The following is a 22,002-nucleotide window of genomic DNA, read 5'->3' as shown; positions in this document are numbered from 1 at the left end:
GTCACGGACCGTCCGGCCGCTATGCCGGGCCGGGCAGCGGCCCTCCGGCCGCCGTGGGCCCCGTCCCCGCGAGGAGCCGGCGGGCGAGGCCCGGCAGCAGTTCGCGTGCCGCGTCCAGATCGCCGTCCAGCGGGCGGTCGTCCATCCGGGGGTCAAGGTCGACGTCGCAGGGGAGATCGCGCTGGCGCAGCGCCCGGACGGCCGCCACCAGCTCGCAGGCCAGCACCGTCTCCAGCGGTTCGGCGGAATCGAGCGCGGACCGCGCGGCCTGGGGGGTGAAGCTCGCGTGGTCCTCGGTCCCCAGGGAGAGGACGGCGTTGCCGAGGGTGACCGGAGCGGCCAGCTGGCGGAGGTCGGCCAGGGCGGAGTGGGCGACGTATTCGAGGATCATCACGCCGGACAGGCCGGGACGCTCGGCGAGGAAGGGGAGCAGGCCGGTATGGGCGGGGTCGGTCATGGTGGCGAGCCGGGCGGCGCTCAGCGACGCGGTCTGGACGAGAGCCGCTCTGAGGGCGTCGAGGGCGAGCGCCACCCGTGCCGAGTGGAAGTTGCCGTTGTGCCACGCCCGGCCCTCGGTGATCAGCGGATTCTCCGGGGCGGTGTTGAGCTCCTCGCCGACGACCTTCTCCGCCCGGTCCAGGGCGTCCAGGGCGGCCCCGTGAACCTGGGGAAAAGCGCGGTAGCCGTACGGATCCTGGACCCGGCGCGGGACGGTGACACCGACCAGCGCGCGCAGCCCGGCCGCGACCGCCGTCTGCTCCGGCCGGAGCTGTACGGCATGCGCCAGTGGTTCGAGCGAGGCGTCGATCGCCCGGAAGGAGTGGGCCGCGACGGCCGTCATGGCGGTGAGGACGATTCTCAGGCGGTGGCAGGCCAATGCGGAGTCCGCCAGGGTCGCCGCACCCGAGCTGATGAAGGGGAGGGCGTCGCCGGACGTCAACGTGAACCGGGGCGCGAGGCCGTCTCCCGGTCCGGAGGGCGATCTCCAGGGAATCTCGCCGAGCAGGCAGAGGGCGGTGGTGGCCAGCGCGGTCAGGTCGCCGGTGCCGATGGCGCCGTAGGTGCGGATCGGGGGAGTGAACCCCCGGTTGACGGCGGCGGCGAGCACCGGGAGCAGGCCGGGGTTGAGCCCGGAGCCGCCGATGAGGAGCTGGTTGAGACGGACCACGAGGGTGGCGCGGGCGCGCGGCTCCCCGACGAGGGGGCCTGCGCCGCCGGCGTGGCTGCGGAGCAGGTCAAGGCCGGTGGCCTCGACCGTGACGTCCTTGTTGGCACCCACTCCGGTGGTCTGGCCGTACAGCGGCCCGCTCAGCGAGCGGGCCGTCTGCCAGGAGGTCTCCGCACGGTCGGTGGAGCCCAGCAGGACTCCGGAACCGTGGGCCGCCAGGTGGACCTGCTCGCAGGTCAGGCGGGTGCCGTCGAGGACAACGGTCATCGGACTCAGTCGCCGAGCACCAGGTCGAGCAGCCAGCTCACCAGGCCGACGACGATCGCGCCCCAGAAGGCGGCCCAGAAACCCTCCACGTGGAAGGGCAGGTGGAGCTGGGCGGCGAGCCAGCTCGTGAGCAGGAGCAGGCCGGCGTTCACGACCAGCGCGAACAGGCCGAGAGTCAGCACGTAGAAGGCGCAGCCCAGGGTCTTGATGATCGGCTTGAGGACCGCGTTGATGGCGCCGAACAGGAGGGCGACCACGAGGAGGGTGCCGATCTGCTTGACGGTGGTCTCCGCGGACACGGTGATGCCCGCCACGAGCTGGGTGGCCACCCAGAGGGCGGCCGCCACGGCCAGGATCTTGACGATGATTTTCACAGCTTGGCATCCTCGCACGGGAGATCGGATGGGTGATAGATCCACAGCGCTAAAAGCGTATATATCAGGACACTAAATCACGTCATGCCATGGCGATCGCCAGGACGATGGCACACCGGACACGGGAGGAGGGGCATCTCCCACGCTGGCGAACTCATGTAGTCACAGAGGTTAAAGCTTTCACGGATGATCCGTCACCCCTCCTCCGGAGGGGAATGGCTCCCAGAGAGAGAGTGTGCTGCTTAGGGAGCTTCGCCATGTCCGATGACACGTCCAACCATCCCGGATCCACCGGCCGTACGGTGTCGCGGGAGATCCGGCTCGCCTCGCGGCCTTCGGGATGGCCGACGGAGGAGAACTTCGAGCCGGCCGAGGTGGAGCTGCCCGCTCCCGCCGAAGGCCGGATCCTCGTCCGCAACCTCTATATGAGCGTCGATCCGTACATGCGGGGACGGATGAACGAGGGCGAGTCGTACATGCCGCCCTTCGAGGTCGGCAAGGCTCTCGACGGCGGTGCGATCGGCCAGGTCGTCGAGTCGCGCGCGCCCGGCCTCGCCGCCGGTGATCTCGTCCTGCACGGGTACGGCTGGCGGGAGTACGCCGTCATGGACGCCCGCCAGGCCCGCAAGATCGAGGAGATCCTCGGGGTCCCGATCTCGGCCTACCTCGGCGTGCTCGGCATGCCCGGACTCACCGCCTATGTGGGCCTGCTCGACATCGCCGCGTTCAAGGAGGGTGACGCGGTGTTCGTCTCCGGCGCGGCCGGCGCGGTGGGCAGCCTGGTCGGGCAGATCGCCCGGCGGAAGGGCGCCTCACGGGTCGTGGGCAGCGCCGGCTCGCAGGAGAAGATCGCATACCTGACCGGCAAGCTCGGCTTCGACGCCGCCTTCAACTACAAGACGGCCTCGGTCCGTAAACAGCTCGCCCAGGTGGCGCCCGACGGGATCGACGTCTACTTCGACAACGTCGGCGGCGACCACCTGGAGGCGGCCCTCGACGCGTTCAGGCCGTACGGCAGAACCGCGATGTGCGGGGCGATCTCCGTCTACAACGCCGCCGAGCCGGTCCCCGGGCCGAGCAACCTCTTTCTGGCCGTCGGCAAGAGGCTCACCCTGCGCGGGTTCCTCGTGGGTGACCACTACGACCGGATGCCCGACATGATCGAAGAGGTGGGCGCCTGGCTCCGCGACGGCAAAATCACCTTCGAGGAGACCGTCGTCGACGGCCTGGAGAACGCCCCGAAGGCCTTCGTCGACATGCTCCGCGGTGCCAACATCGGCAAGATGGTCGTCCGGTTGGTTCACTGATTGTGCATGATCGTCACTATCTGGGGGCAAGAGGGGCGAAAGGAGGTGGGTTAGTTGGGAACGGATGAACTTGAGGCGCTGTCGGCCCAGAAGCTACACGATCGTGCGGTCCGCTACGCCGTACACCACGGGGACTTCGCCTTCCTGTGGGAACTGCTCAAGGTGATTCCGGCGGCCGAGGCGTCCGCCGGGAACGAGGATGAGACGACGAACGACCTGAGCAGGGTCTCCGCCCTTCTCAGCGACGCCATAGCCGCCGGTGAAGGGCAGCTCGGTGAGGCACTGCGCCCGTTCTACATCGACTATCTCTCGAAACATCCCGAAGCCTAGGCCGCTGTCCGCTCTGAGCGTTTCGGTAGTCTGACCGGCAACGTCACAGGAGGAGCGCCATGGCACAGGTGAGAGTCGAACGGACCGACGACGGGTACGTGGCCCGCAACGACCGCGGGGCCGAGGTCGCCATGGGCGGCAGCGACGAGCAGGGGATGTTCACCCCCGTCGAGCTGCTGCTCGCGGCGCTCGGTGGCTGCAACATCGTCACGGTGGAGCCGCTCACCGCGCAGCGTGGCCACCGGCTGGTCCGCCTGGCGATGACCGTCCAGGCCGAGAAGGTCGAGCCCACGCTGCTCGGGCCCATCACCGTCACCTATGACGTGGAGCTGCCGGAGGGGGACGAGAAGGCGGCCGAGGTCTTCCGTGCGGTGGCCCAGCGGGTGGAGGACAAATACTGCACGGTGAGCCGGGCACTGAGGGAGAAGAGCGAGATCCGGCTCGAACTGCCGGCGTAGTGCGGCGTTCCTCCGGCAGGCTGAAGATCATGAGTGATCACGCGGTCCTCCTTGACGGAGTGACCAGGACATATGGCAAAGGCGCCACCGAGGTGGCCGCGCTTCGCCAGGTCAGCGTCGAATTCCCGCGTGGCAGCTTCACCGCCGTCATGGGCCCGTCGTCTTCGGGGTAGTCGGCGCCGAGGGTGAGATCCCGCCAGGCGTCGAAGGCGATCCTCCTAGGATCGCCGCTCCAGGGGAGAACCGCAGGCTCGCCCGGGCCGGGCGCCTTGTCCGTGCCTTCCCTCTCCTTGGCCTGGCAATAATGGGTCAAGCCTGGGTGTAGGGGCAAAATCAACCCGTGGATGGCGTGCTCGTTACATTTGATTATGTAGTGTTAAGGCAGGTCAAGGGGTTCTGCGAAGCCCGGGGGGAGCATTGCAGAGACTTTCACCGGATACAGGACGCGAGGGGGATCGCGTCCCTGAGCGGAGCCACCGGAGTCTTGGGGGAGACGAAGGACAGGCCCGCGAAGAGGCCGGGGTCGGGCAGTTGGGGGACTGCCCGGCCTCGAGTCTTATCCACAGGCCCGGGGCCGGACAGGTGAAGAACCGTCCGGCCCCGCGTCGTGTCCGGGGAGGCCCGGAAGACCATCTCCGTGAGATCACCGCGCGACCGACTGATGTGCGCCGCCGCCGGGGCTGCTGCTACAGTTACCCCTGTTGCAAGCGCCGCTAGCTCAGTTGGTTAGAGCAGCTGACTCTTAATCAGCGGGTCCGGGGTTCGAGTCCCTGGCGGCGCACCACAGAAGCCCAGGTCGCATCGTCGACCTGGGCTTCGTCGTATGCCGCCTGCGGGCCGGCCGGTCTCGGTGCGGACCGCGCGGTCCGCCGCCGAAGTCGAGGCTTAGCCGTACTGCGCCGTGCGGGCGGTTTCCGCTCGCCGCCGAGCCGAAGGCCCCGGGCCGTGGCGGGGGACACATGATCAAGTCCGGTGTCCGCGCAGCTCAATGCGGGTGTGAGAGCTCATCGGGTGGGCCGCGGGCGCTGTTTGTCGACTGTCGGGTGAGGGCAGGGGCCCTGTATGAGGATCGGGGGAGATCCCGGAAAGAGCAGACGGCCGCCGTGACGGGGCTCGTGGCCCTGGCGGGTCCGGCCGGCGCGGCGGACCTGGCCGCGGCGCGCATGCAGATGGCCCTCTCGCTGGGCTGGCACATCGTGCTGGCCTGTTTCGGCGTGGGGATGCCCGCACTGCTGCTGTCCGCCGAGTGGCGGGCGATCCGTACCGGCGACGACGCCCTCCTGCGACTGGCCCGGCAGTGGGCCAAGGTGGCGGGTGTGCTGTTCGCGGTGGGGGCGGTCTCGGGGACGATTCTCAGCTTCGAGATGGGCCTGCTCTGGCCGGGACTCATGGGCACCTACGGTCAGGTGATCGGCCTCCCCTTCGCGCTGGAGGGGATCGCCTTCTTCGTCGAGGCCATCTTCATCGGCGCCTACCTCTACGCCTGGGATCGCCTGCCGCCCCGGGTCCATCTGCTGAGCGGGGTGCCCGTGCTGGTCGCCGGGGTGGCCTCGGCGTTCTTCGTGGTGACCGCCAACGCGTGGATGAACCAGCCGGTCGGGTTCGTGATGGAGAACGGCAGGGTGACGCAGGTGGCCCCGTGGCGGGCCATGTTCAACCCGGCCACGCCGCCGCAGACGCTGCACATGATCGTGGCGGCGTTCATGGTCGCCGGGTTCGGCACCGCCTCGGTGTACGCCGTGGCGATGCTGCGCGGGCGGCGGGACCGCTACCACCGTCTGGGATTCATGATCCCTTTCACGATGGCGGCCGTCTTCGCCCCGATCCAGATATTCCTGGGCGACTACGCGGCCAAGTTCCTGGCGGAGCGCCAGCCGACCAAGCTCGCCGCGGCGGAGGGGCTCTTCCGCACCGGACCGAACGCGCCGCTCAGCCTGGGCGGATTCGTGGCCGACGGCCGGCTGCGCTACGCGGTCGAGATCCCGAGCGGCCTGTCCCTGCTGGTGGGCCATAGCCCGAGCACCGTGGTCCAGGGGCTCGACCGGGTGCCGGTGGCCGACCGTCCACCGGTCACCCCCGTCCATCTGGCCTTCGACACGATGGTGGGGATGGGCTCCCTCCTGTTCCTGCTGGCGGCCTGGTACGCGTTCGCGTGGTGGCGCCGGCGCGACCTGCCCCGCTCCCGGTGGTTTCTGAGGTTCGCGGCCCTCTCCGGGGTGGCCGCGGTCCTCGCGCTGGAGACCGGCTGGATCGTGACGGAGGTCGGCCGGCAGCCATGGGTGGTGTACGGCAGGCTGCGCACGCTGGACGCGGTCAATCCGGCGCCCGGCCTGTGGGCCGGGGCCGTCATCGTCGCGCTGGTCTACGTGTTCCTGACCGTCGCCACCGTCTACGTCCTGCGGCGCATGGCGGGCGCTCCCCGGGAGCAGGAGCCCGCTCCCCGGGCGGCGGCGTACGCTCCCCAGGAACCGGAGTGATCCCATGGACGCGGCGCAGGTCCTGCTGGTCGTGATGTGGGTGGGCGTGACGCTGTACGCGCTGCTGGCCGGAGCCGACTTCGGCGGCGGCATCTGGGATCTGCTGGCGGGGCGCAGCCGTGCCGGCATGCCCCAGCGGCGCCTCATCGAACACTCCATCGGGCCGGTGTGGGAGGCCAACCACGTCTGGCTGATCTTCGTGATCGTCGTGCTGTGGACCGGTTTCCCGCCGGTGTTCGCCGCGGTGATGTCCACGCTCTACATCCCGCTGACGCTGGCGGCGCTCGGCATCATCGCCCGGGGCGCGGCCTTCGCCTTCCGTAAGGCCAGCACGGAACTGTGGCAGCAACGCCTGTTCGGCGCGGCCTTCGCCACCTCCTCCGTCCTGACGCCCTTCTTCCTGGGCGCGGTCGCCGGGGCGGTCGCCTCGGGGCGGGTCCCTCCGGGGCTGGCGGCCGGAGACCTCCTGAGGAGCTGGCTCAACCCGACCTCGCTGCTCGGCGGGGTCCTCGCGGTGGCCGTGTGCGCCTACCTCGCCGCGGTCTACCTGTGCGACGACGCGGTGCGGGCCGGGTCACCCGAGCTGGCCGGGAGGTTCCGGCACCGTGCCCTGGCCACGGGTCTCGTGGTGGGCGCCGTCGCGCTCGGCGGCATCTCCGTGATCCGCTGGGACGCCCCCCGGCTGTTCGACGGCCTCACCCATCGGGCACTGGCCCTCGTCGTCGCCGGAGCCGTACTGGGCCTGCTCTCCCTGGTCCTGCTCTGGCGGCGGCACTACCTGTCCGTCCGGGTCACCGCCGCGCTGGCCGTCGCCGCGGTGGTGTGGGGATGGCCGCTGGCGCAGTATCCGGTCATGCTCCACCCCTCTCTCACCGTCGATGAGGCCGCCGCGGTTCCGGCGGTCCTCCACGCCACGCTCCTCGTGCTCGCCGTGGGCGCGCTGCTGGTGCTGCCGTCGATGGCCTGGCTGTTCGTGCTGCAGCGCCGCTCGCTGCACGACCCGGGCGCGCACGGCTGACGCCCCTGACCGCCGCTTGACTTCGGCTGTTAAGAGAGCGCTCCCTGAGGTGCGAAGACGGTTTTCCGCCGATATTCGCGCTGTTTCCGTCAGGTTAACCAAGCCCTTGACAGTCCTGCCCGACAAGAGCAATCTCTGCTTGAGAGAGCGCTCTCCAGCTTGTTGCCAGCCGGCACCCCCACCCTCGCGAGGAGACGCGATGCACTCGTCCCGAAGCCCCGGCCGCCACCGCCTGGTCCTGCTCGTCGCCGCGGCGGCCGCCCTCGTCCTGTCCCTGTTCGCCATCCCGGCAGCCACGGCCGCCGACACCCTGCTGTCCCAGGGCAGACCGGTCACGGCGTCGTCGGCGGAGAACGCGGTCTTCCCCGCGTCCGCGGCCGTGGACGGCAACCCTGGAACGCGCTGGTCCAGCGCCTTCAGCGATCCGCAGTGGATCCAGGTCGATCTCGGGGCCGTCGCCAGCGTCACCCAGGTGGCGCTGAACTGGGAGACCGCCTACGGCAAGGCGTTCCAGATCCAGGTCTCACCCGACGCGGCCAACTGGACCTCGATCTACTCCACCACCACCGGAACGGGCGGCACGCAGACCCTGAACGTCAGCGGTTCCGGCCGGTACGTCCGGATGTACGGCACGCAGCGCTCCACCCAGTACGGCTACTCCCTGTGGGAGTTCCAGGTCTACGGCACCCTCGGCGGCCCGTCGCCCACGCCCACCCCGACCGTTCCGGGCGGCGACAAGCTGCTCTCGTACGGCAGACCGGGTACCGCCTCGTCCTCGCAGAGCGACCAGAACTGCCAGAACTGCATCCCGGCGAGGGCGTTCGACCGCGACCCCGCCTCCCGCTGGGCGACCAGCTCCACCACCGGCTGGGTGGACCCGGGCTGGATCTCCGTCGACCTCGGCGCGACCGCGCAGATCAAGCAGGTCGTGCTGCAGTGGGACCCGGCCTACGCCAAGTCGTTCCAGATCCAGGTCTCACCCGACGCGGCCAACTGGACCTCGATCTACTCCACCACGACCGGCACCGGCTTCAAGCAGACCCTCAACGTCAGCGGGACCGGCCGGTACGTCCGGATGTACGGCACGCAGCGGGCCACCCCGTACGGCTACTCGCTGTGGGAGTTCCAGGTCTACGGCACCGGAGGCGCCCCGATAACGCCGCCCCCGCTCCCGCCCGACCCCGCCGACCCGCCGAGGCTCGTCTGGAGCGACGAGTTCAACGGAGCGGCCGGCACCAGACCCGACGCGGCCAAGTGGAAGCCCGAGACCGGTCCGGGCGTCAACAACGAGCTGCAGTACTACACCAACAACGACAACGCCACCATGGACGGCGGCGGCAACCTCGTCATGGAGGCCCGCAGGCAGGTCACGCCGGGCTCCGCCTGCCCTCCCGACCCGCTGAGCGGCGGCAGCACCACCTGCCAGTACACCTCCTCCCGGATCAACACCTACGGCAAGTTCAGCTTCACCTACGGCCGGGTCGAGGCGCGGATCAAGGTGTCGGGCACCAAGGGCCTGTGGCCGGCGTTCTGGATGCTCGGCGCCGACTTCTTCGACCAGGGAAGGCCCTGGCCGTACGTGGGTGAGATCGACATCATGGAGCACATCGGCAAGGAGCCGAACAAGGTCTACTCCACCATCCACGCCCCGGCGTACTTCGGCGCCGGCGGGTTCGGCTCGCCGTACACGATCGCAGGCGACTTCGCCGACGCCTTCCATGTGTTCGCCGTCGACTGGAACAGCAAGGGCATGCGGTTCACCGTCGACGGCAACCTCATCCACCAGGTCGACCGCGCCCAGCTGGAGGCCACCCGCGGCCCGTGGGTCTTCGACCATCCGTTCTTCGTCATCCTGAACAACGCCGTGGGCGGTGACTGGCCGGGTCCGCCGGACGCCACCTCGGTCTTCCCCCAGAAGATGCTCGTCGACTACGTACGCGTCTACCAGTGACGTCCGGCCGGTGGCCCGGGGCCCGCACCCCGGGCCACCGGCCCGCCTTCCCCGCAGGATCTGACACCCCCCGCTGAGACCTGGAACTCCGCCATGGCCTCTACTACGCGCCGCCGCTGTCCACCCCTCCGGGCAACACCCCGCTCGACGGCACCGCGGCCGACATCGCCCGCTTAGACGGCGTCAACCGGCTGTCGCGCTTCAGGCTGAACACCGACGGCACGCTCGACGCGCAGCGGGGCGCCGCCAACACCGACGACCTGCGCGGCAAGCTGCTCCGGATCAAGGTCAACGCCGACGGGTCGTACTCGATCCCGGCCGGGAACATGTTCCCCCAGGGAACGGCGGGCACCCGCCCGGAGATCTACGCGATGGGCTTCCGCAACCCGTTCCGGATGAGCGTCGACAAGGCGACCGGCGTGGTCTACCTCGGCGACTACGGCCCCGACGCGGGTGCGGCCGGTCCCCGGGGGCCGGGTGGCCAGGTCGAGTTCGACCGGATCACCGGGCCGGGTTTCTACGGCTGGCCGTACTGCACGGCGGCGGTCTCACCACCCACACCCAGCACGTCACCCAGCCGAAGAGCCGGCAGGCCGAGCACTACACCACCGCCCAGGGCGTCGCCCTGTTCGACAAGACCGCCGCGCACGGTGCGAAGACGGCCGGCAACTTCCCGGCGGTGAGCGCCCGTCACGTGCGGGTGTACGGCACCCAGCGTGCCACCGTCTGGGGCTACTCCCTATGGGAAACGGAGGTCTACGGCAGGTAGATCCCGCAGGCCCGCAGCGGTAGGTCCCGCGGACGAGGACCCCCGGTCGCGCAGCCGGCCGGGGATCCTCGTCGTGGTCCGGTCGCCGGGAAGAGCGCCGGCCCTTCGCGCCTGTTGACCTCAATTTTGGTTGAGGTTGCACAGTGGGGATCGATGAAACGAGTGAAGGGATTTCCGATGAAGGCCGCTGCTTTTTCTGAGTTCGGCGGACCCGAGGTGCTGCGGGTCATGGAGTTCGAGACCCCCGAGGCCGGTGCGGGCCAGGTGCGGGTGCGGGTGAAGGCGGCCGGGGTGCAGCCGTTCGACCTGGCCGTCCGCGAGGGATGGGTCCCGCCCGGGGTGGCCGGTGATCTGCCCCGCATCCCCGGCAACGAGTTCGCCGGGGTCGTCGACCAGGTGGGGGAGGGGGTGGACGGGTTCTCCGCCGGGGACGAGGTGCTGGGCTTCCAACTGCTGGGGTCCTACGCCGAATACGTGGTGGTCCCGGCCGACAGCGTCACGGCCAAGCCCGCGAACATGCCCTGGGAGGTGGCGGGCGGCTTCACCGCCGGCGCCCAGACGGCCCATATCGCCCTGACGCAGCTCGGGGTGGGGGAGGGCGACACGGTCCTGATCCACGCCGCCGCCGGCTCGGTCGGCACCGCGGCGGTGCAGCTCGCCCGGCTGTGGGGGGCGACGGTCATCGGCACCGCGCGCGAGGAGAACCACGGCTACCTGTCCTCGCTCGGCGCGATCCCCGTCGCGTACGGCGAGGGCCTGCTGGAGCGCGTGCACGCCCTGGCCCCCGGCGGGGTCGACATGATCCTGGACGGCGCCGGCGGTGAGGCGCTCGACGTGTCGCTGCGGCTGGTGAAGGGGGACCGCATCGTCACGCTGGTCGACCACGACAGGGCGGAGGGACTGGGCGTCCAGCTGACTCGGGGGGTGCGGCTGGCGTCCAGGCTCGCCGAGCTCGCCGACCTCTACGCCGACGGCAGGCTCACCTTCCACATCCGCGGTACCTACCTGCTGGAACGGGCCGCCGACGCCCACCGTGAGGTCGAGACCCGTCACGGCCGCGGCAAGGTCGTTCTGACCGTCGCCTGAGCCGTGGGCGCGGCGGAGCCGTTCTCTGTGCGCACGGAGACCCTCGTCGTGGACGGACTGCTGTGGACACTGAGGTTTGACCACGATAAGTAGGTGGTACGAGCACAAAAAGTGACATTTCCCCTGTAAAGTCCGTTTTAGGGGGCCGTATGGCGGGGGGAGCCATGGTGAGAAAGCTCATGTGCGCGGTAGCGCTGCTCGTGATCGCCTTTCTGGGAATCGTCGTCATGGAGATGTCGGCACAGGCGTCGAACAAGAAGACCCCGGTGGGCCGGGACCAGTACCAGGTTCTGCTCAACCAGTGCAGGTACGCCGATTCGGCGCGGTTGCGCAGCGAGTGCCGGGCCGTGGTCAGGGACACCTACCGCGTCGACGGGGAGAACTCCGCCCTGGACTGCCGGACGTACTCCGGGGTCACGGTGTGCGGGGAGCTGACGCTCAGCAAGCGAGAGGCCGCATGTGTCCAGCACTCGGTGGAGGAGGGGCTGACGCGGCGCCGATCAGAAGTCGAGTGCTACGCCTTCTACTGACCTCACCGAGGGTCCGTCCCCGCCGAGGGCGGCCCGGCCCCATCACGGGGGCGGGGCCGGTGCCGCCGGGCCGTTCCTCCCGCCGGTGCACGGCGGGAGCCGCGTGAACCCCGGTCGAGACGTCCGGCTCATGATCGTCGGCACTCGGACGCCGAGGGTGCGGGATTCTTCTTCGGATGTATCGCAACGTATGGCATTGGAGGCCTAATTCTTAGTAAGGTTTCTTATTAATAACGCGCTATCCGTCGGCCGTTGGACATGTCCCTCCCTCCACCCCCTGCAGGAGGAGTCCACGTGCACCTGCGACACAAGGTGGCCACCGGCGCCGCCGCACTCACCGTCGGTTCCCTGCTCGTCCTATTGCCGTCCGCTCCGGCAGCCGCCCACGGAACCATGTCGAACCCACCCAGCCGCGCCTACGTCTGCAAGACGGAAGGCCCGGAGGCCCCGACGTCGGCGGCGTGCAAGGCGGCCGTCGCGGCCGGCGGCACCCAGGCGTTCTACGACTGGAACGAGGTCTCCCGGCTTGAGGCGGGCGGCAACCACCGTGCGATCATCCCCGACGGCAAGCTGTGCAGCGCCGGGCGGGACAAGTATCGCGGGCTCGACCTCGCCAGAGCCGACTGGCCCGCCACACGCGTCTCCCCGGGGCCGCTGACGATCACCTATCACGCGACCGCACCCCACGCGAACAGCAACTTCGAGTTCTACATCACCAAGCAGAGCTGGAACCCGACCCAGCCGCTGCGCTGGTCGGACCTGGAGCACATCCAGACGTTCAACAACCAGAACCCCACCACGTTCACCAACTGGACGATCAACCTCCCGCAGCGCAGCGGCCGCCAGCTCATCTACTCCATCTGGCAGCGCGTGGTCGGCAGCACCGAAGCCTTCTACACCTGCTCCGACGTGGACTTCGGCGGTGGCACCACCCCGACGCCCACCCCCACCCCGACGCCCACCCCCACGCCGACACCGACCCCCACGCCGACCTCGACCCAGCCGGGCGGCACCTGGAGCGCGGGCACCGCCTACGCGGCGGGCGCACGCGTGACCTACGGCGGTCTGACCTACCAGTGCCTGCAGCCGCACACCGCGCTGCCGGGCTGGGAGCCGCCGAACGTCCCCGCGCTCTGGCAGCGCGTCTGACCCTGCGTGACCGGGGCGGACGCTGCCGTCCCGGTCACGCCCCCCTCGGAAAGGAGTCCACGGTGAAGCGCGCTTTCCTGGTCGTCCTGGGGGTCCTCCTCCTTGCCGGCTGCGGTGCCCACAGCCTCCAGGAGCTGCACGGAGGCGGACACGGAGCGCACGGCGCCGTGGCCACCGGGCGCGTCGCGGGCGAGGACTTCAGCCCCGCCGACGTGATGTTCCTGCAGATGATGGCGGCCCACAACGGCCAGGGCGTGGAGCTGGTACGGCTGGCGCCGGGCAGGCCCGTCCGTCCGGAGGTCAGGACGCTGGCCGCGGCGATCGCCACCACCCAGGAGGCGGAGGCCGCGTCGATGACCGCCCGGTTGACCGGGTGGGGCCGGCCCGTCACCGCGGAGGCCGGTGAGCACGCCGCCCACGGGGGCATGCCGGGTGTGAGCAGGGCGGAGATCGCCGCGGTCGCGGACGCGGACCCGGCCGACTTCGAGACCACGTTCCTCAACATGATGATCGCCCAGCAGGACGATGCCGTTCAGATGGCCCGAGTGGAGACGGCCACCGGACTGAATCCCGAGGTCAAAGCCCTGGCGGCGCGGATCGAGGCCTCACGTGCGGCCCAGATCAAGCAGATGCTGGCACTGCTGGGCCAGTGACCGGCCACCGGGAGGCGGACGTCTCTCCCGGACGCCTCTCCCGGACGCCTCTCCCGGGCATGAACGGGCCCATGGCGACGGCCGCCCCGGAGCGCGACGTTTGAGATCCGTGTGGGGATAGGAAAGGGGCGTTGGCTCGAAGGAGGGAACCCCATGACCAAGCGCGCCGCCCCCAGGCCCGACGGTGAGGGCGGGTATCTGCCCAACGGGGCGGCTGCGAAGTCGGGCCTGAACCGAAGCATCCTGGACGCGGGTTGGGGGGTGTTCCTGACGATCCTGTCGCACAAGGCTGAAAGCGCCGGTCGAGAGCTGATCTCGGTGAACCCCGCCAGCACCTCCCGCACCTGCTCGCGCTGCGGGCACTGCGCGAAGGAGAACCGCGCCACCCAAGCCGAGTTCGCCTGTACGGCATGCGGGCACACCGCGCACGGCTCCGTGATGTGACATGCGGCAGCACCGTGCCTGCGTCTTAGGCATCCGATGGAGTCTCCTTCCCTCCGCAGACGCTTTAAACGCGTTTGACCTCGGGTTTCTCGGGAACACGATCGTTTTGAGCGGGAGGAGTTCAACGATGGAGGCTCCGCAATACGTCGCCGCGCGCGTGCAGCGTGCGCTGGCCGAGGACGAGAGGACCAACGAACTCGGCATCCGGGTGGACGTCCGGGGTGAGCAACTCTTCCTCCGCGGCCAGGTGAGCGGAGACGAGCGCCGTGCGCTGATCGCCGACGTGGCGGGCGAGGCCGCTCCCGGCCTGACGGTCCGCAACGAGATCACCGTCATGGAGGTCAGAGGGCCGGGAAGGGAGGAGAGGCTGTGAGAGAGGTGCGGATCGCGGCGGTCGGAGACGTGCACCTGGACGAGAGTCTCAGGGGGCGCTACCGCGAACGACTGGACGGTGTCGAGGAGCACGCCGACGTGCTGCTGCTGGCCGGAGACCTGACCCGGCACGGCACGCTGGAGGAGGGGCGGGTGGTGGCGGACGAGTTCCGCGGCCTGCCGATCCCGGTGGTCGCCGTGCTCGGCAACCACGACCACCACTCCGACCTGCCCGCGGAGATCGCAGCCCTGCTGTCCGGCGCCGGGATCACGGTCCTGCACGACGACGCGACCGTGCTCGACATCGACGGGGTACGGCTCGGCGTGGCCGGCGGAAAGGGCTTCGGCGGGGGGTACGCGGGCAAGTGCGCGAGCGACTTCGGCGAGCCCGAGATCAAGGCGTTCGTCGGGCACACCAAGCGGATCGCCGACCGCTGGCGGGTGGCGCTCAAGGAACTGCAGGCCGACCGGAGGGTCGTGCTGTCGCACTACTCGCCGGTCAAGGACACCCTGCACGGCGAGCCGCTGGAGATCTACCCCTTCCTGGGCAGCTATCTGCTGGCCGAGGTGGTGGACGCGGAGGGGGCCGATCTGATCGTCCATGGCCATGCGCACGCGGGAACGGAGAAAGGCGTGACGCCCGGGGGCATCAGGGTGCGCAATGTGGCGCTGCCGGTGCTGGGACGGGCCTACGGGGTGTACTGCCTTTAGTCCGGGCCGGCCAGCGGCGCCGGCGTGCCGTTGAGGTCATCCGGTTATCACCACGGGGAAGCACATAATCGCGAATGCGTGAGAACAATGAAGAAGCAGGCCGGGTGATAACCCGGCCCGCTGAGGCTTCTGGTGGTGATTCGGGGCTACTTGAAATTCGGTGCGAATTCTGGTGGTGCTTTCTGCGGGTCATCGGCCCGCGTCAGACATTGAAGATGCTCACACCCCCGGGGCCGACGAGGAAGCCGAGAACGATCAGGACGATCCCCCAGAGGAGGTCGCGACGGGCCAGGATGACGTAGATCCCGGAGATGACGAGAACGACTGCGATGATCCAGAGCAAGGTAGCCATAAGTGGCCCCTGCCCTCACGATTCAAGACTTAACATCCTTGGCCTTATATAGATCGACAATGGGCTGCAGGATCCAGAGCCACCCGCTGGCCAGCGCAATCACGCCGCCGAAGATCGCGGCCGGCCACGCGTTGATGGCCGTCTCCGCCACGAGAGCCACCGAGCTGGTCATCGCGACCGCAAGCCCGATGGCTCCGGCGACGCCGAGCTTGTTGGCGCGGCGCAGCATCTTCTCCTTCAGCCCGGTCCGGAACAGCAGGCGGTGCTGGGCGGCGGGGGTGATGAAGCAGATGGAGGCCAGCGCGGCGCTCAGCAGTGCGATGAAGAAAAGCCATCGACCGAGGGGATCCACCTTGTGGAAGCCGGCCGCGAACGGCAGGGTCAGCAGGAAGGCGAACAGGACCTGAACGCCGGTGACGGCGACCCGCAGTCCCTGGAGCAGCTCGCCGAGCTCACGGTCCACCCGTTCCTTGTGGGTCTCACCGGGCTCCGCCTGCTTTTCCGCGCCGGCCCCCTCCGTTCTGTCCTCGTTGTGGGGCACACCAAACTCCAATGGTATTTATGCCTGTTTCCAGTGAATCGTGAGCCTCACTTACCCGAGGCTCGGTCTGCTATGCCTACCTGGGAATCTGGAGGGTAAGCGGAGGTCATGGGAAGCCACAGCCATGAGGTAACCGACGCGATCCTGGAAACGCTGAAGCGGGCGAGCAGCGGGCTGAAGGACGCGGATGTCAGGTTCGCGCTCGCGGGAGGCTGCGCCGCCTACGCGCGCGGCGCAGCGCCCTCGCTGCACGACGTGGACTTCGTCCTCCCGCAGGAGGACGTGCCGACCGCTCTCGCGGCACTGCGTGAACTCGGCTTCCAGACGGCCAAACCTCCGGAGGACTGGCTGGTCAAGGCCTACGACGAGGGCAGGCTGGTGGACCTGATCTTCTCGATCTGCGACCATCCCGTCACCCCGGCGTTGCTGGAGCGGGCCGAGCCCATGAGGGCGTCCGCTGTGATCGTGCCCGTGCTGGAGGCCACCGACCTGGTCGTCTCGTGGCTGCTCCCGCTCTCGGAGCACAGCTGCGACTACGGCTCGCTGCTGCCCCAGGTGCGGGCGCTGCGTGAGCAGGTCGACTGGGAGCGGGTCGCCGCCGTCGTGCAGGACTCGCCGTACGCCTTCACCTTCCTGACCCTGCTGGAGCGCCTGGGCGTGATTCCCGGCCCCGTCAAGCCGGTGGGCGATCCGTCCTGGCCCTGAGCGTCCGAGGCCCCGGACGCCCACCGCGTACGGCATGGCCGACCGTTCATCCGTGACGCCTCGGCCACGGCCCCCTTGCCGCGAAGTTATCGTCATATGTCGTCTCATGGACGGACCACCGTCCCGGGTCCGGTAGTGTTGTCGTGGTCAAGCGCCGCTAGCTCAGTTGGTTAGAGCAGCTGACTCTTAATCAGCGGGTCCGGGGTTCGAGTCCCTGGCGGCGCACCTGACGGGAAGCCCGGGCCGATGTCATCGGCCCGGGCTTCCCGCGTTGCCGGCCACGTCGGAGAGGGACGGATGAGCCATGGGCGGCTCGCGTGGATGCCGTGCCGAGCACGATCCCGATGACGGCTGTCAGCAGCACCTCCGCGCCCATCATCCGCCGTCACGTCCGTGATGCTCCTCCCTCGTGTAGCCGCTCGTCGTCGTGAAAGCCGGGGAAACGGAGTAATCCCTGACCGGGCCCCGTCGGGCCCGGTCGGGGCGGAGGGGCTAGCTGACGTTGGCGCAGATCACGTAGACGCTGATGCCGACGTCGTTGTAGCCGTTCTGGCGGCCGAGGCCGATCCAGCCGGCGCCGTCGTCGGTGGGGAAGGAGCCGACCAGGATCGCGTCGTTGCCCTGGGCCTCGGCGCCGCCGCCGACCGCCTTCTTGCCGCTGGGGCATCTGACCGTGCGCCGGGTGAAGTTGGGGACGTTGGCGTTGGGCAGCTTCACGATCTGGTAGCCGGTGAAGTCGGACGCCTGGGGGGCCGAGGCCGAGGCGGAGGTGGTGGCCAGCGTCGTCAGGCCCGTGCAGCCGATGAGGGCGGCCAGGGCGATGGTCGTGAGCCTCTTGTTCCGCATGATGTCTCCTGGGACGGGGATGCGGGGATGTTCACTGAAAGTAAACATCCAACTACTCAGAGTGTCCAGGCCTGTTGTTGTCACCGCCCGGTGAGATGTGCCGGACGGGGCGTCCGTGCTCCGTCCCGCCGTCCGGTGCGGCGGAGAACCGCCGGGCTGTCAGGCGGGGGCGTACCACCAGCGCGCCTTGTAGATCTGGGACCCGTGCAGGGTGAGTGAACCGGCGGGGGCGACGAGGGCGATGGTGTCGGTGCAGTCCGGGCAGAGGTTGCCCCGCTGCCTGGCCGAGACGACGAGGGAGCCGGACGGCTGGTCGTCGATGCTCTTGATGCCCGGCACGTCCATCAGGTCCGCGCCGGGATAGTCGCTCAGGAAGGCGCGGCGGGCGATGGAGTACTGGTAGAGGTGCCTGGCGGTGGTGACCCACAGGTGTCCGGGCCGGCCCGCGACGGGCTGCAGGTCGTGACCGCCCCGGCTGGGCAGAGGGGTCTGCGCGACCACGGTGAGCGTCGGCTGGGTGGGGGTGCCGCCGACGCGCAGGGCGATGAGCTGTGTGCTGCCCAGGGCCCACAGCAGCCGGGAGCCCTCGTCCCATACGACGCCGTGCCCGCCGGGGAGCGGGACCTGCGCGTAGGAGGCCGCGCGGGGGCCGGCGGAGGCGGTGTAGAGCCGCAGCCAGCCGCCCTTGCTGGCGACCACGGCGACGTTGCCGTCGGGGAGCAGGTCGATGCTGTGGGGGTTGTCCTCCGGGCCCACGTCGACACCCCAGCCGCCGTGTCCGGCCGGATAGGGCACCATGGCCGCCAGCCCGGCCGAGGCGGTCGTCAGCAGGTAGGAGCGGCCCTGCCGGTTTCTCAGCCGGGCCTCGTCGGGGTCGCCCCATCCGGCCACCAGGTCTCCGAAGCCGTTGTCGCGCGAGGGCTGCCACTCCCAGGTGATGCGTGCCTGCTCCCAGGTGGCCGGGTCGGCGTCCAGGATCAGGATCCGGTGACCGGCCTGCTCTGTGATCACGATCGCCGCCGCGGGCCGTGCGCCGGCCGGGCCCGTCGACGCGCCGGCCATGACCGTGGCCATCAGGCCGGCCAGGATTCCCATCGGGGGATCCCCTTTCGGAGGTCGGGGCGTGGTGGTCGTTCCGTGCGGACGTGATTACGGAGAGTTTTATAGCAGGGCGCGTCGGCCGCCGCCGTGCAACGGGCGGACCCGTCGACGACGGGCCCCGGGCGTCCCGGCGGCCGGGCCGTCCGGCGGTCGCGACTCCCCCCGCCCGGAAGGCGGACGATAAGCCGTGTTCGATAGAGAGAGCGCTCTCATTTCCTGCCGCAGATGGCGCATCTCGCCAGGGTGGAGCGCTCCCGTATAGCGATCATGGTACTCCTGTGACAAAAAAGCCTGATTTTCAGGGGAATCCTCTCTCGCCTCAGCCTCGATCATTTACCTTTTTGTTACCGACGTGAAACATTGATGTTCGTGACTGGGGCTGTTACTTTCACGTCAAGAGAGCGCTCTCTCAATCGGTTCGCCGCAGATCCGCACACTCCTCCCCTGGAGGCACCCCCATGGATCCCATGATCCGGACCACAGGTCCGGGCAGTCCGCAGCCCCGTGAAAGACGGCCCGCCCACCGTTCCCGCGTGCGTGCCCTCGCCGTCGGCATGGCCGTCGCCCTGGTGGCCGGCCTGTTCGGCTCCGGTCTGGTCCGCTCCGCCGAGGCGGCCACGGTCGGCGCCGGCAGCTACGCCGACACGCTCCCCGCCGGCCGCTCGCTGCCGACCGGCTGCGGCTCCGTCTCCACCAACCCGCGCCAGTGGGTGACCGCCAACGCGCCCTCAGGAGCCGTCCCGACCAACGACTGGTGGTCGTCGATCCTGTACAAGAAGACCGACTGCGCGTACGGCGAGCCGCTCCACGCCCACCCGATCTCCTACGACACCTTCGGCACCGGCCTCGGCTTCTCCTACAACACCACCCCCGCGATCAGCGGCACGGCGACCGGTGTCGGGGAGTACCACTACCCCTACGTCCAGGACATCCTGGTCGGCGTCGCCGGCCTGAACTCACCCGACGTCAAGGTCGACGGCTGGAGTGACTGGACCGTCACGCCGTACTGGAGCGACGGCGGCCGGACCATGAAGGCCACCATCGGCCACGGCCTGCCGTTCGGCTACTTCCAGATCACCGGCGGGGACGCGCAGATCACCACCTCGGGCACCCCGGCGGTCTGGTCCAACAGCGGTGCCACCATCGGCTTCACCGCGGGCGGCCACGACTACGTCGCCTATGCCCCGACGGGCGCGACCTGGACGGTCGGCGGGACGACGATCAGCTCGTCCCTGGCGGGCAAGGGCTTCTTCTCGGTGGCGGTGCTCCCGGCCGGCGGCGACCGGGCCGCACTGGCGAGCACCTACGGGCAGTACGCGCACGCGCACGTCACCGGCACCCGGGTCTCCTACTCCTACAACCCGGGCAGCAGCACGCTGAGCACGACGTACGCCTTCACCACCACCGCCCGGCAGGGCAGCGCGACCGGCACGGTCATCGCGCTCTACCCGCACCAGTGGACCCATCTGACCGGCTCCACCCCGCTCGCGCAGACCTACACCTCCGCGCGTGGCCAGATGAAGATCGTCACCGGGACGCAGTTCACGACATCGATGAAGTACAGCGGCGTGCTGCCCGAGGTGCCCGCGGTCGCCGACAGCTCCGGCGCCGACCTCGCCACGGTCACCGGCCAGCTCAACGCCGAGCTGGCCAACCCCATGGACAACCGGGGCGACGACACCTACTGGACCGGCAAGGGGCTGGGCCGCGCCGCCCGGATCGCGGAGATCGCCGACCAGCTCAACCTCACCTCGGTCCGAGATTCGGCGCTGAACGCCATCCGCGCCCGTCTCAACGACTGGTTCACCGCCTCGCCGGGCAAGACCTCCCGCGTCTTCTACCTCAACCCCACCTGGGGCACGCTGATCGGCTATCCCGCCTCCTACGGCTCGGACCAGGAGCTCAACGACCACCACTTCCACTACGGCTACTACGTCGCGGCCGCGGCGACCCTGGCCAAGTACGATCCGAACTGGGCGAAGGCGGGCCAGTACGGCGGCATGGTCGACCTGTTGATCCGCGACGCCAACAACTACGACCGCGCCGACACGCGCTTCCCCTACCTGCGCGACTTCGACATCTACGCCGGCCACGACTGGGCGTCGGGCCACGGGGCGTTCGGCGCGGGCAACAACCAGGAGTCCTCGTCGGAGGGCATGAACTTCGCCAACGCCCTCATCCAGTGGGGCCAGGCCACCGGGAACACCGCCGTCCGCGACGCGGGCATCTACATCTACACGACCCAGGCGGCGGCGATCCAGGAGTACTGGTTCGACGTCCGCGACCAGAACTTCCCCGCGGCCTTCGGGCACAGCACGGTCGGCATGGTCTGGGGCGACGGCGCCGCCTACGCCACCTGGTTCAGCGGCGAGCCCGAGATGATCCAGGGCATCAACATGCTCCCGGTCACCGGAGGCCACTTCTACCTGGGTGACAACCCGGCCTACGTGACCACCAACTACAACGAGCTGACCAGGAACAACGGCGGGCCACCCACGGTGTGGCAGGACATCCTCTGGGAGTTCCTCGCCCTGGGCAACGGTGACACCGCGCTGGCCAACCTCCGGGCGGCGGGCGGCTTCACCCCGGAGGAGGGGGAGAGCAGGGCGCACACCTTCCACTGGATCCGCAACCTGGCGGCGCTGGGCACGGTGGACACCTCCGTCACCGCCAACCACCCGCTGGCCAAGGTGTTCAGCAAGAACGGCGCCCGCACCTACGTGGCGTCCAACATCACCGGCGCCGCGATCACCGTGACCTTCTCCAACGGCACCACGCTCAACGTGCCGGCGGGCAAGACGGCCGCCTCGGGCGCCCTCACCTGGAGCGGGGGCAACGCCGGCGGCGGCGTCAACCCCACCCCCACCCCCACCCCGACCGTCACCCCGACCCCGACCCCGACCCCGACGCCCACCACAGGTCCCTTCGCCGCGACGCGCTACCTCCAGCCGGGTGGGACGCTGCCGGGCGCCCCGGGTACGGCGGGCACCGCCGTACTGGCCGCGGCCAACGGCAACCACGACGGCACGCCGGTGAACGCGCAGGTCTTCACGGCGACCGGCCTGACCGCCACCCACAACGGCGGGACAGGTGCCTTCGACCTCTTCCTGGACGCGGGCACCACGGTCGCCAACGGCACCCAGGCCCGGATCTCCTACGACCTGACCGGCGACGGAAGCTGGGACCGGGTGGAGACCTACTACTACTTCGCCACCGATCCGGTGGCCGGATGGGAGCACTACACCGAGGCGGCCGGACTGCAGTCCTCGTCCGGGACATACGGCAACCTGTCCGGCGGCCGGGTGAAGGTGGAGGTCTGGAACGCCATCGGCAACGGCACCGCCACCCTCGGCATCGGTGACCGGTCCCTGGTGCGGCTGCCGTTCAGCTGAC

At 69.6% G+C, this 22,002-nt stretch carries 24 protein-coding genes, 2 tRNA genes and 1 pseudogene; 19 read left to right on the top strand and 8 right to left on the bottom strand.

What is annotated here, in order from left to right; all coding sequences use genetic code 11:
- Window positions 1-19: 19 nt before the first annotated feature.
- Window positions 20-1,435 (bottom strand): aromatic amino acid lyase, encoded by a 1,416-nt coding sequence (locus FHR32_RS06065; protein ID WP_184753383.1) that lies wholly within the window; start codon window positions 1,433-1,435, stop codon window positions 20-22.
- A gap of 5 nt (window positions 1,436-1,440) precedes the next feature.
- On the bottom strand, window positions 1,441-1,809 hold the full coding sequence (locus FHR32_RS06060; protein WP_184753382.1) for a phage holin family protein: 369 nt from the start codon (window positions 1,807-1,809) through the stop codon (window positions 1,441-1,443).
- Window positions 1,810-2,066: 257 nt separating this feature from the next.
- On the opposite strand from FHR32_RS06060, the gene FHR32_RS06055 reads away from it, so the two are divergent.
- The 8 genes from FHR32_RS06055 to FHR32_RS06020 all read left to right on the top strand — a co-directional run bounded on the left by FHR32_RS06055 (window position 2,067) and on the right by FHR32_RS06020 (window position 9,350).
- Complete coding sequence (locus tag FHR32_RS06055) at window positions 2,067-3,116, top strand: NADP-dependent oxidoreductase (protein ID WP_184753381.1); 1,050 nt, start codon at window positions 2,067-2,069, stop codon at window positions 3,114-3,116.
- A 54-nt stretch (window positions 3,117-3,170) separates the two neighbouring features.
- A complete protein-coding gene (locus FHR32_RS06050; RefSeq protein WP_184753380.1) occupies window positions 3,171-3,446 on the top strand; it encodes a hypothetical protein in 276 nt (91 codons plus the stop codon).
- Window positions 3,447-3,505: 59 nt separating this feature from the next.
- On the top strand, window positions 3,506-3,904 hold the full coding sequence (locus tag FHR32_RS06045; RefSeq protein ID WP_184753379.1) for an OsmC family protein: 399 nt from the start codon (window positions 3,506-3,508) through the stop codon (window positions 3,902-3,904).
- Between the two features lie 29 nt (window positions 3,905-3,933).
- Entirely contained in the window at window positions 3,934-4,077 is a 144-nt protein-coding gene (locus tag FHR32_RS06040) for a hypothetical protein (RefSeq protein WP_184753378.1), read from the top strand.
- Between the two features lie 534 nt (window positions 4,078-4,611).
- Window positions 4,612-4,688: transfer RNA gene (locus tag FHR32_RS06035), tRNA-Lys, on the top strand.
- A 319-nt stretch (window positions 4,689-5,007) separates the two neighbouring features.
- Window positions 5,008-6,381, top strand: coding sequence for a cytochrome ubiquinol oxidase subunit I (locus FHR32_RS06030; RefSeq protein WP_312882051.1), 1,374 nt, complete (start codon window positions 5,008-5,010; stop codon window positions 6,379-6,381).
- A gap of 4 nt (window positions 6,382-6,385) precedes the next feature.
- Window positions 6,386-7,399 (top strand): cytochrome d ubiquinol oxidase subunit II, encoded by a 1,014-nt coding sequence (locus FHR32_RS06025; protein WP_184753377.1) that lies wholly within the window; start codon window positions 6,386-6,388, stop codon window positions 7,397-7,399.
- A 199-nt stretch (window positions 7,400-7,598) separates the two neighbouring features.
- Window positions 7,599-9,350: a discoidin domain-containing protein gene (locus FHR32_RS06020; protein WP_184753376.1), complete on the top strand. Its 1,752-nt coding sequence runs from the start codon at window positions 7,599-7,601 to the stop codon at window positions 9,348-9,350.
- 103 nt (window positions 9,351-9,453) lie between these two features.
- Here FHR32_RS06020 and FHR32_RS47160 read toward each other — a convergent pair whose 3' ends face one another.
- Window positions 9,454-9,702: a hypothetical protein gene (locus tag FHR32_RS47160; protein WP_376773270.1), complete on the bottom strand. Its 249-nt coding sequence runs from the start codon at window positions 9,700-9,702 to the stop codon at window positions 9,454-9,456.
- Between FHR32_RS47160 and FHR32_RS42855 the strand changes: the two are divergent.
- Window positions 9,611-9,844: pseudogene (locus FHR32_RS42855) on the top strand (PQQ-dependent sugar dehydrogenase); the annotation flags it as partial. The gene FHR32_RS47160 and the pseudogene FHR32_RS42855 overlap by 92 nt on opposite strands.
- A 23-nt stretch (window positions 9,845-9,867) precedes the next feature.
- On the opposite strand, the gene FHR32_RS45775 reads toward FHR32_RS42855, so the two are convergent.
- The gene (locus FHR32_RS45775; protein WP_281390839.1) at window positions 9,868-9,999 is read right to left on the bottom strand and encodes a hypothetical protein; all 132 of its coding nucleotides are present in this window, start codon (window positions 9,997-9,999) and stop codon (window positions 9,868-9,870) included.
- A 297-nt stretch (window positions 10,000-10,296) separates the two neighbouring features.
- On the opposite strand from FHR32_RS45775, the gene FHR32_RS06010 reads away from it, so the two are divergent.
- The 7 genes from FHR32_RS06010 to FHR32_RS05980 all read left to right on the top strand — a co-directional run bounded on the left by FHR32_RS06010 (window position 10,297) and on the right by FHR32_RS05980 (window position 15,064).
- Window positions 10,297-11,205 carry an NADP-dependent oxidoreductase gene (locus tag FHR32_RS06010; protein WP_184753375.1) on the top strand — a complete coding sequence of 303 codons (909 nt, stop codon included), beginning with the start codon at window positions 10,297-10,299 and terminating at the stop codon, window positions 11,203-11,205.
- A gap of 164 nt (window positions 11,206-11,369) precedes the next feature.
- The gene (locus FHR32_RS06005; RefSeq protein ID WP_246466008.1) at window positions 11,370-11,735 is read left to right on the top strand and encodes a hypothetical protein; all 366 of its coding nucleotides are present in this window, start codon (window positions 11,370-11,372) and stop codon (window positions 11,733-11,735) included.
- Between the two features lie 294 nt (window positions 11,736-12,029).
- Entirely contained in the window at window positions 12,030-12,884 is an 855-nt protein-coding gene (locus FHR32_RS06000; RefSeq protein WP_221465280.1) for a lytic polysaccharide monooxygenase auxiliary activity family 9 protein, read from the top strand.
- 62 nt (window positions 12,885-12,946) lie between these two features.
- Window positions 12,947-13,537, top strand: a complete 591-nt coding sequence (locus FHR32_RS05995) for a DUF305 domain-containing protein (protein ID WP_184753372.1) — start codon at window positions 12,947-12,949, stop codon at window positions 13,535-13,537.
- Between the two features lie 153 nt (window positions 13,538-13,690).
- Complete coding sequence (locus tag FHR32_RS05990) at window positions 13,691-13,981, top strand: zinc ribbon domain-containing protein (RefSeq protein ID WP_246466007.1); 291 nt, start codon at window positions 13,691-13,693, stop codon at window positions 13,979-13,981.
- Window positions 13,982-14,108: 127 nt separating this feature from the next.
- The gene (locus tag FHR32_RS05985) at window positions 14,109-14,354 is read left to right on the top strand and encodes a BON domain-containing protein (protein WP_184753371.1); all 246 of its coding nucleotides are present in this window, start codon (window positions 14,109-14,111) and stop codon (window positions 14,352-14,354) included.
- Complete coding sequence (locus tag FHR32_RS05980; RefSeq protein WP_312882050.1) at window positions 14,351-15,064, top strand: metallophosphoesterase family protein; 714 nt, start codon at window positions 14,351-14,353, stop codon at window positions 15,062-15,064. Before FHR32_RS05985 ends, FHR32_RS05980 begins: the two co-directional genes overlap by 4 nt.
- A 202-nt stretch (window positions 15,065-15,266) precedes the next feature.
- Here the strand turns inward: FHR32_RS05980 and FHR32_RS05975 are convergent, their stop codons facing one another.
- Both FHR32_RS05975 and FHR32_RS05970 read right to left on the bottom strand, forming a co-directional pair.
- A complete protein-coding gene (locus FHR32_RS05975) occupies window positions 15,267-15,416 on the bottom strand; it encodes a GPGG-motif small membrane protein (RefSeq protein ID WP_184719841.1) in 150 nt (49 codons plus the stop codon).
- 22 nt (window positions 15,417-15,438) lie between these two features.
- A complete protein-coding gene (locus tag FHR32_RS05970) occupies window positions 15,439-15,957 on the bottom strand; it encodes a DUF6328 family protein (protein ID WP_312882049.1) in 519 nt (172 codons plus the stop codon).
- A gap of 108 nt (window positions 15,958-16,065) precedes the next feature.
- On the opposite strand from FHR32_RS05970, the gene FHR32_RS05965 reads away from it, so the two are divergent.
- The gene (locus FHR32_RS05965) at window positions 16,066-16,662 is read left to right on the top strand and encodes a nucleotidyltransferase family protein (RefSeq protein ID WP_184753369.1); all 597 of its coding nucleotides are present in this window, start codon (window positions 16,066-16,068) and stop codon (window positions 16,660-16,662) included.
- A 151-nt stretch (window positions 16,663-16,813) separates the two neighbouring features.
- Window positions 16,814-16,887 (top strand) — tRNA-Lys (locus tag FHR32_RS05960).
- 267 nt (window positions 16,888-17,154) lie between these two features.
- Here the strand turns inward: FHR32_RS05960 and FHR32_RS05955 are convergent.
- Both FHR32_RS05955 and FHR32_RS05950 read right to left on the bottom strand, forming a co-directional pair.
- Window positions 17,155-17,508 carry a hypothetical protein gene (locus FHR32_RS05955; RefSeq protein ID WP_184753368.1) on the bottom strand — a complete coding sequence of 118 codons (354 nt, stop codon included), beginning with the start codon at window positions 17,506-17,508 and terminating at the stop codon, window positions 17,155-17,157.
- Between the two features lie 159 nt (window positions 17,509-17,667).
- A complete protein-coding gene (locus tag FHR32_RS05950; protein ID WP_184753367.1) occupies window positions 17,668-18,603 on the bottom strand; it encodes a DUF6528 family protein in 936 nt (311 codons plus the stop codon).
- 539 nt (window positions 18,604-19,142) lie between these two features.
- Between FHR32_RS05950 and FHR32_RS05945 the strand changes: the two genes are divergently transcribed.
- The gene (locus FHR32_RS05945; RefSeq protein WP_312882048.1) at window positions 19,143-22,001 is read left to right on the top strand and encodes a glycosyl hydrolase; all 2,859 of its coding nucleotides are present in this window, start codon (window positions 19,143-19,145) and stop codon (window positions 21,999-22,001) included.
- Window position 22,002: the final 1 nt, after the last annotated feature.

The organism is Streptosporangium album, from assembly GCF_014203795.1.
In the GTDB taxonomy this organism is placed as follows: domain Bacteria; phylum Actinomycetota; class Actinomycetes; order Streptosporangiales; family Streptosporangiaceae; genus Streptosporangium; species Streptosporangium album.
The sequence above is the reverse complement of the archived record's forward strand: the minus strand, read 5'-3'. Positions and strand labels throughout refer to the sequence as shown.

Coding starts and splice junctions, on each gene's coding strand:
- FHR32_RS06045 (WP_184753379.1), top strand. CDS start 3,506: ATGGCACAGGTGAGAGTCGAACGGACCGACGACGGGTACGTGGCCCGC.
- FHR32_RS05975 (WP_184719841.1), bottom strand. CDS start 15,416: ATGGCTACCTTGCTCTGGATCATCGCAGTCGTTCTCGTCATCTCCGGG.
- FHR32_RS05965 (WP_184753369.1), top strand. CDS start 16,066: ATGGGAAGCCACAGCCATGAGGTAACCGACGCGATCCTGGAAACGCTG.
- FHR32_RS06010 (WP_184753375.1), top strand. CDS start 10,297: ATGAAGGCCGCTGCTTTTTCTGAGTTCGGCGGACCCGAGGTGCTGCGG.
- FHR32_RS06055 (WP_184753381.1), top strand. CDS start 2,067: ATGTCCGATGACACGTCCAACCATCCCGGATCCACCGGCCGTACGGTG.
- FHR32_RS06020 (WP_184753376.1), top strand. CDS start 7,599: ATGCACTCGTCCCGAAGCCCCGGCCGCCACCGCCTGGTCCTGCTCGTC.
- FHR32_RS05985 (WP_184753371.1), top strand. CDS start 14,109: ATGGAGGCTCCGCAATACGTCGCCGCGCGCGTGCAGCGTGCGCTGGCC.
- FHR32_RS06005 (WP_246466008.1), top strand. CDS start 11,370: ATGGTGAGAAAGCTCATGTGCGCGGTAGCGCTGCTCGTGATCGCCTTT.
- FHR32_RS06065 (WP_184753383.1), bottom strand. CDS start 1,435: ATGACCGTTGTCCTCGACGGCACCCGCCTGACCTGCGAGCAGGTCCAC.
- FHR32_RS06025 (WP_184753377.1), top strand. CDS start 6,386: ATGGACGCGGCGCAGGTCCTGCTGGTCGTGATGTGGGTGGGCGTGACG.
- FHR32_RS05950 (WP_184753367.1), bottom strand. CDS start 18,603: ATGGGAATCCTGGCCGGCCTGATGGCCACGGTCATGGCCGGCGCGTCG.
- FHR32_RS05990 (WP_246466007.1), top strand. CDS start 13,691: ATGACCAAGCGCGCCGCCCCCAGGCCCGACGGTGAGGGCGGGTATCTG.
- FHR32_RS05955 (WP_184753368.1), bottom strand. CDS start 17,508: ATGCGGAACAAGAGGCTCACGACCATCGCCCTGGCCGCCCTCATCGGC.
- FHR32_RS06040 (WP_184753378.1), top strand. CDS start 3,934: ATGAGTGATCACGCGGTCCTCCTTGACGGAGTGACCAGGACATATGGC.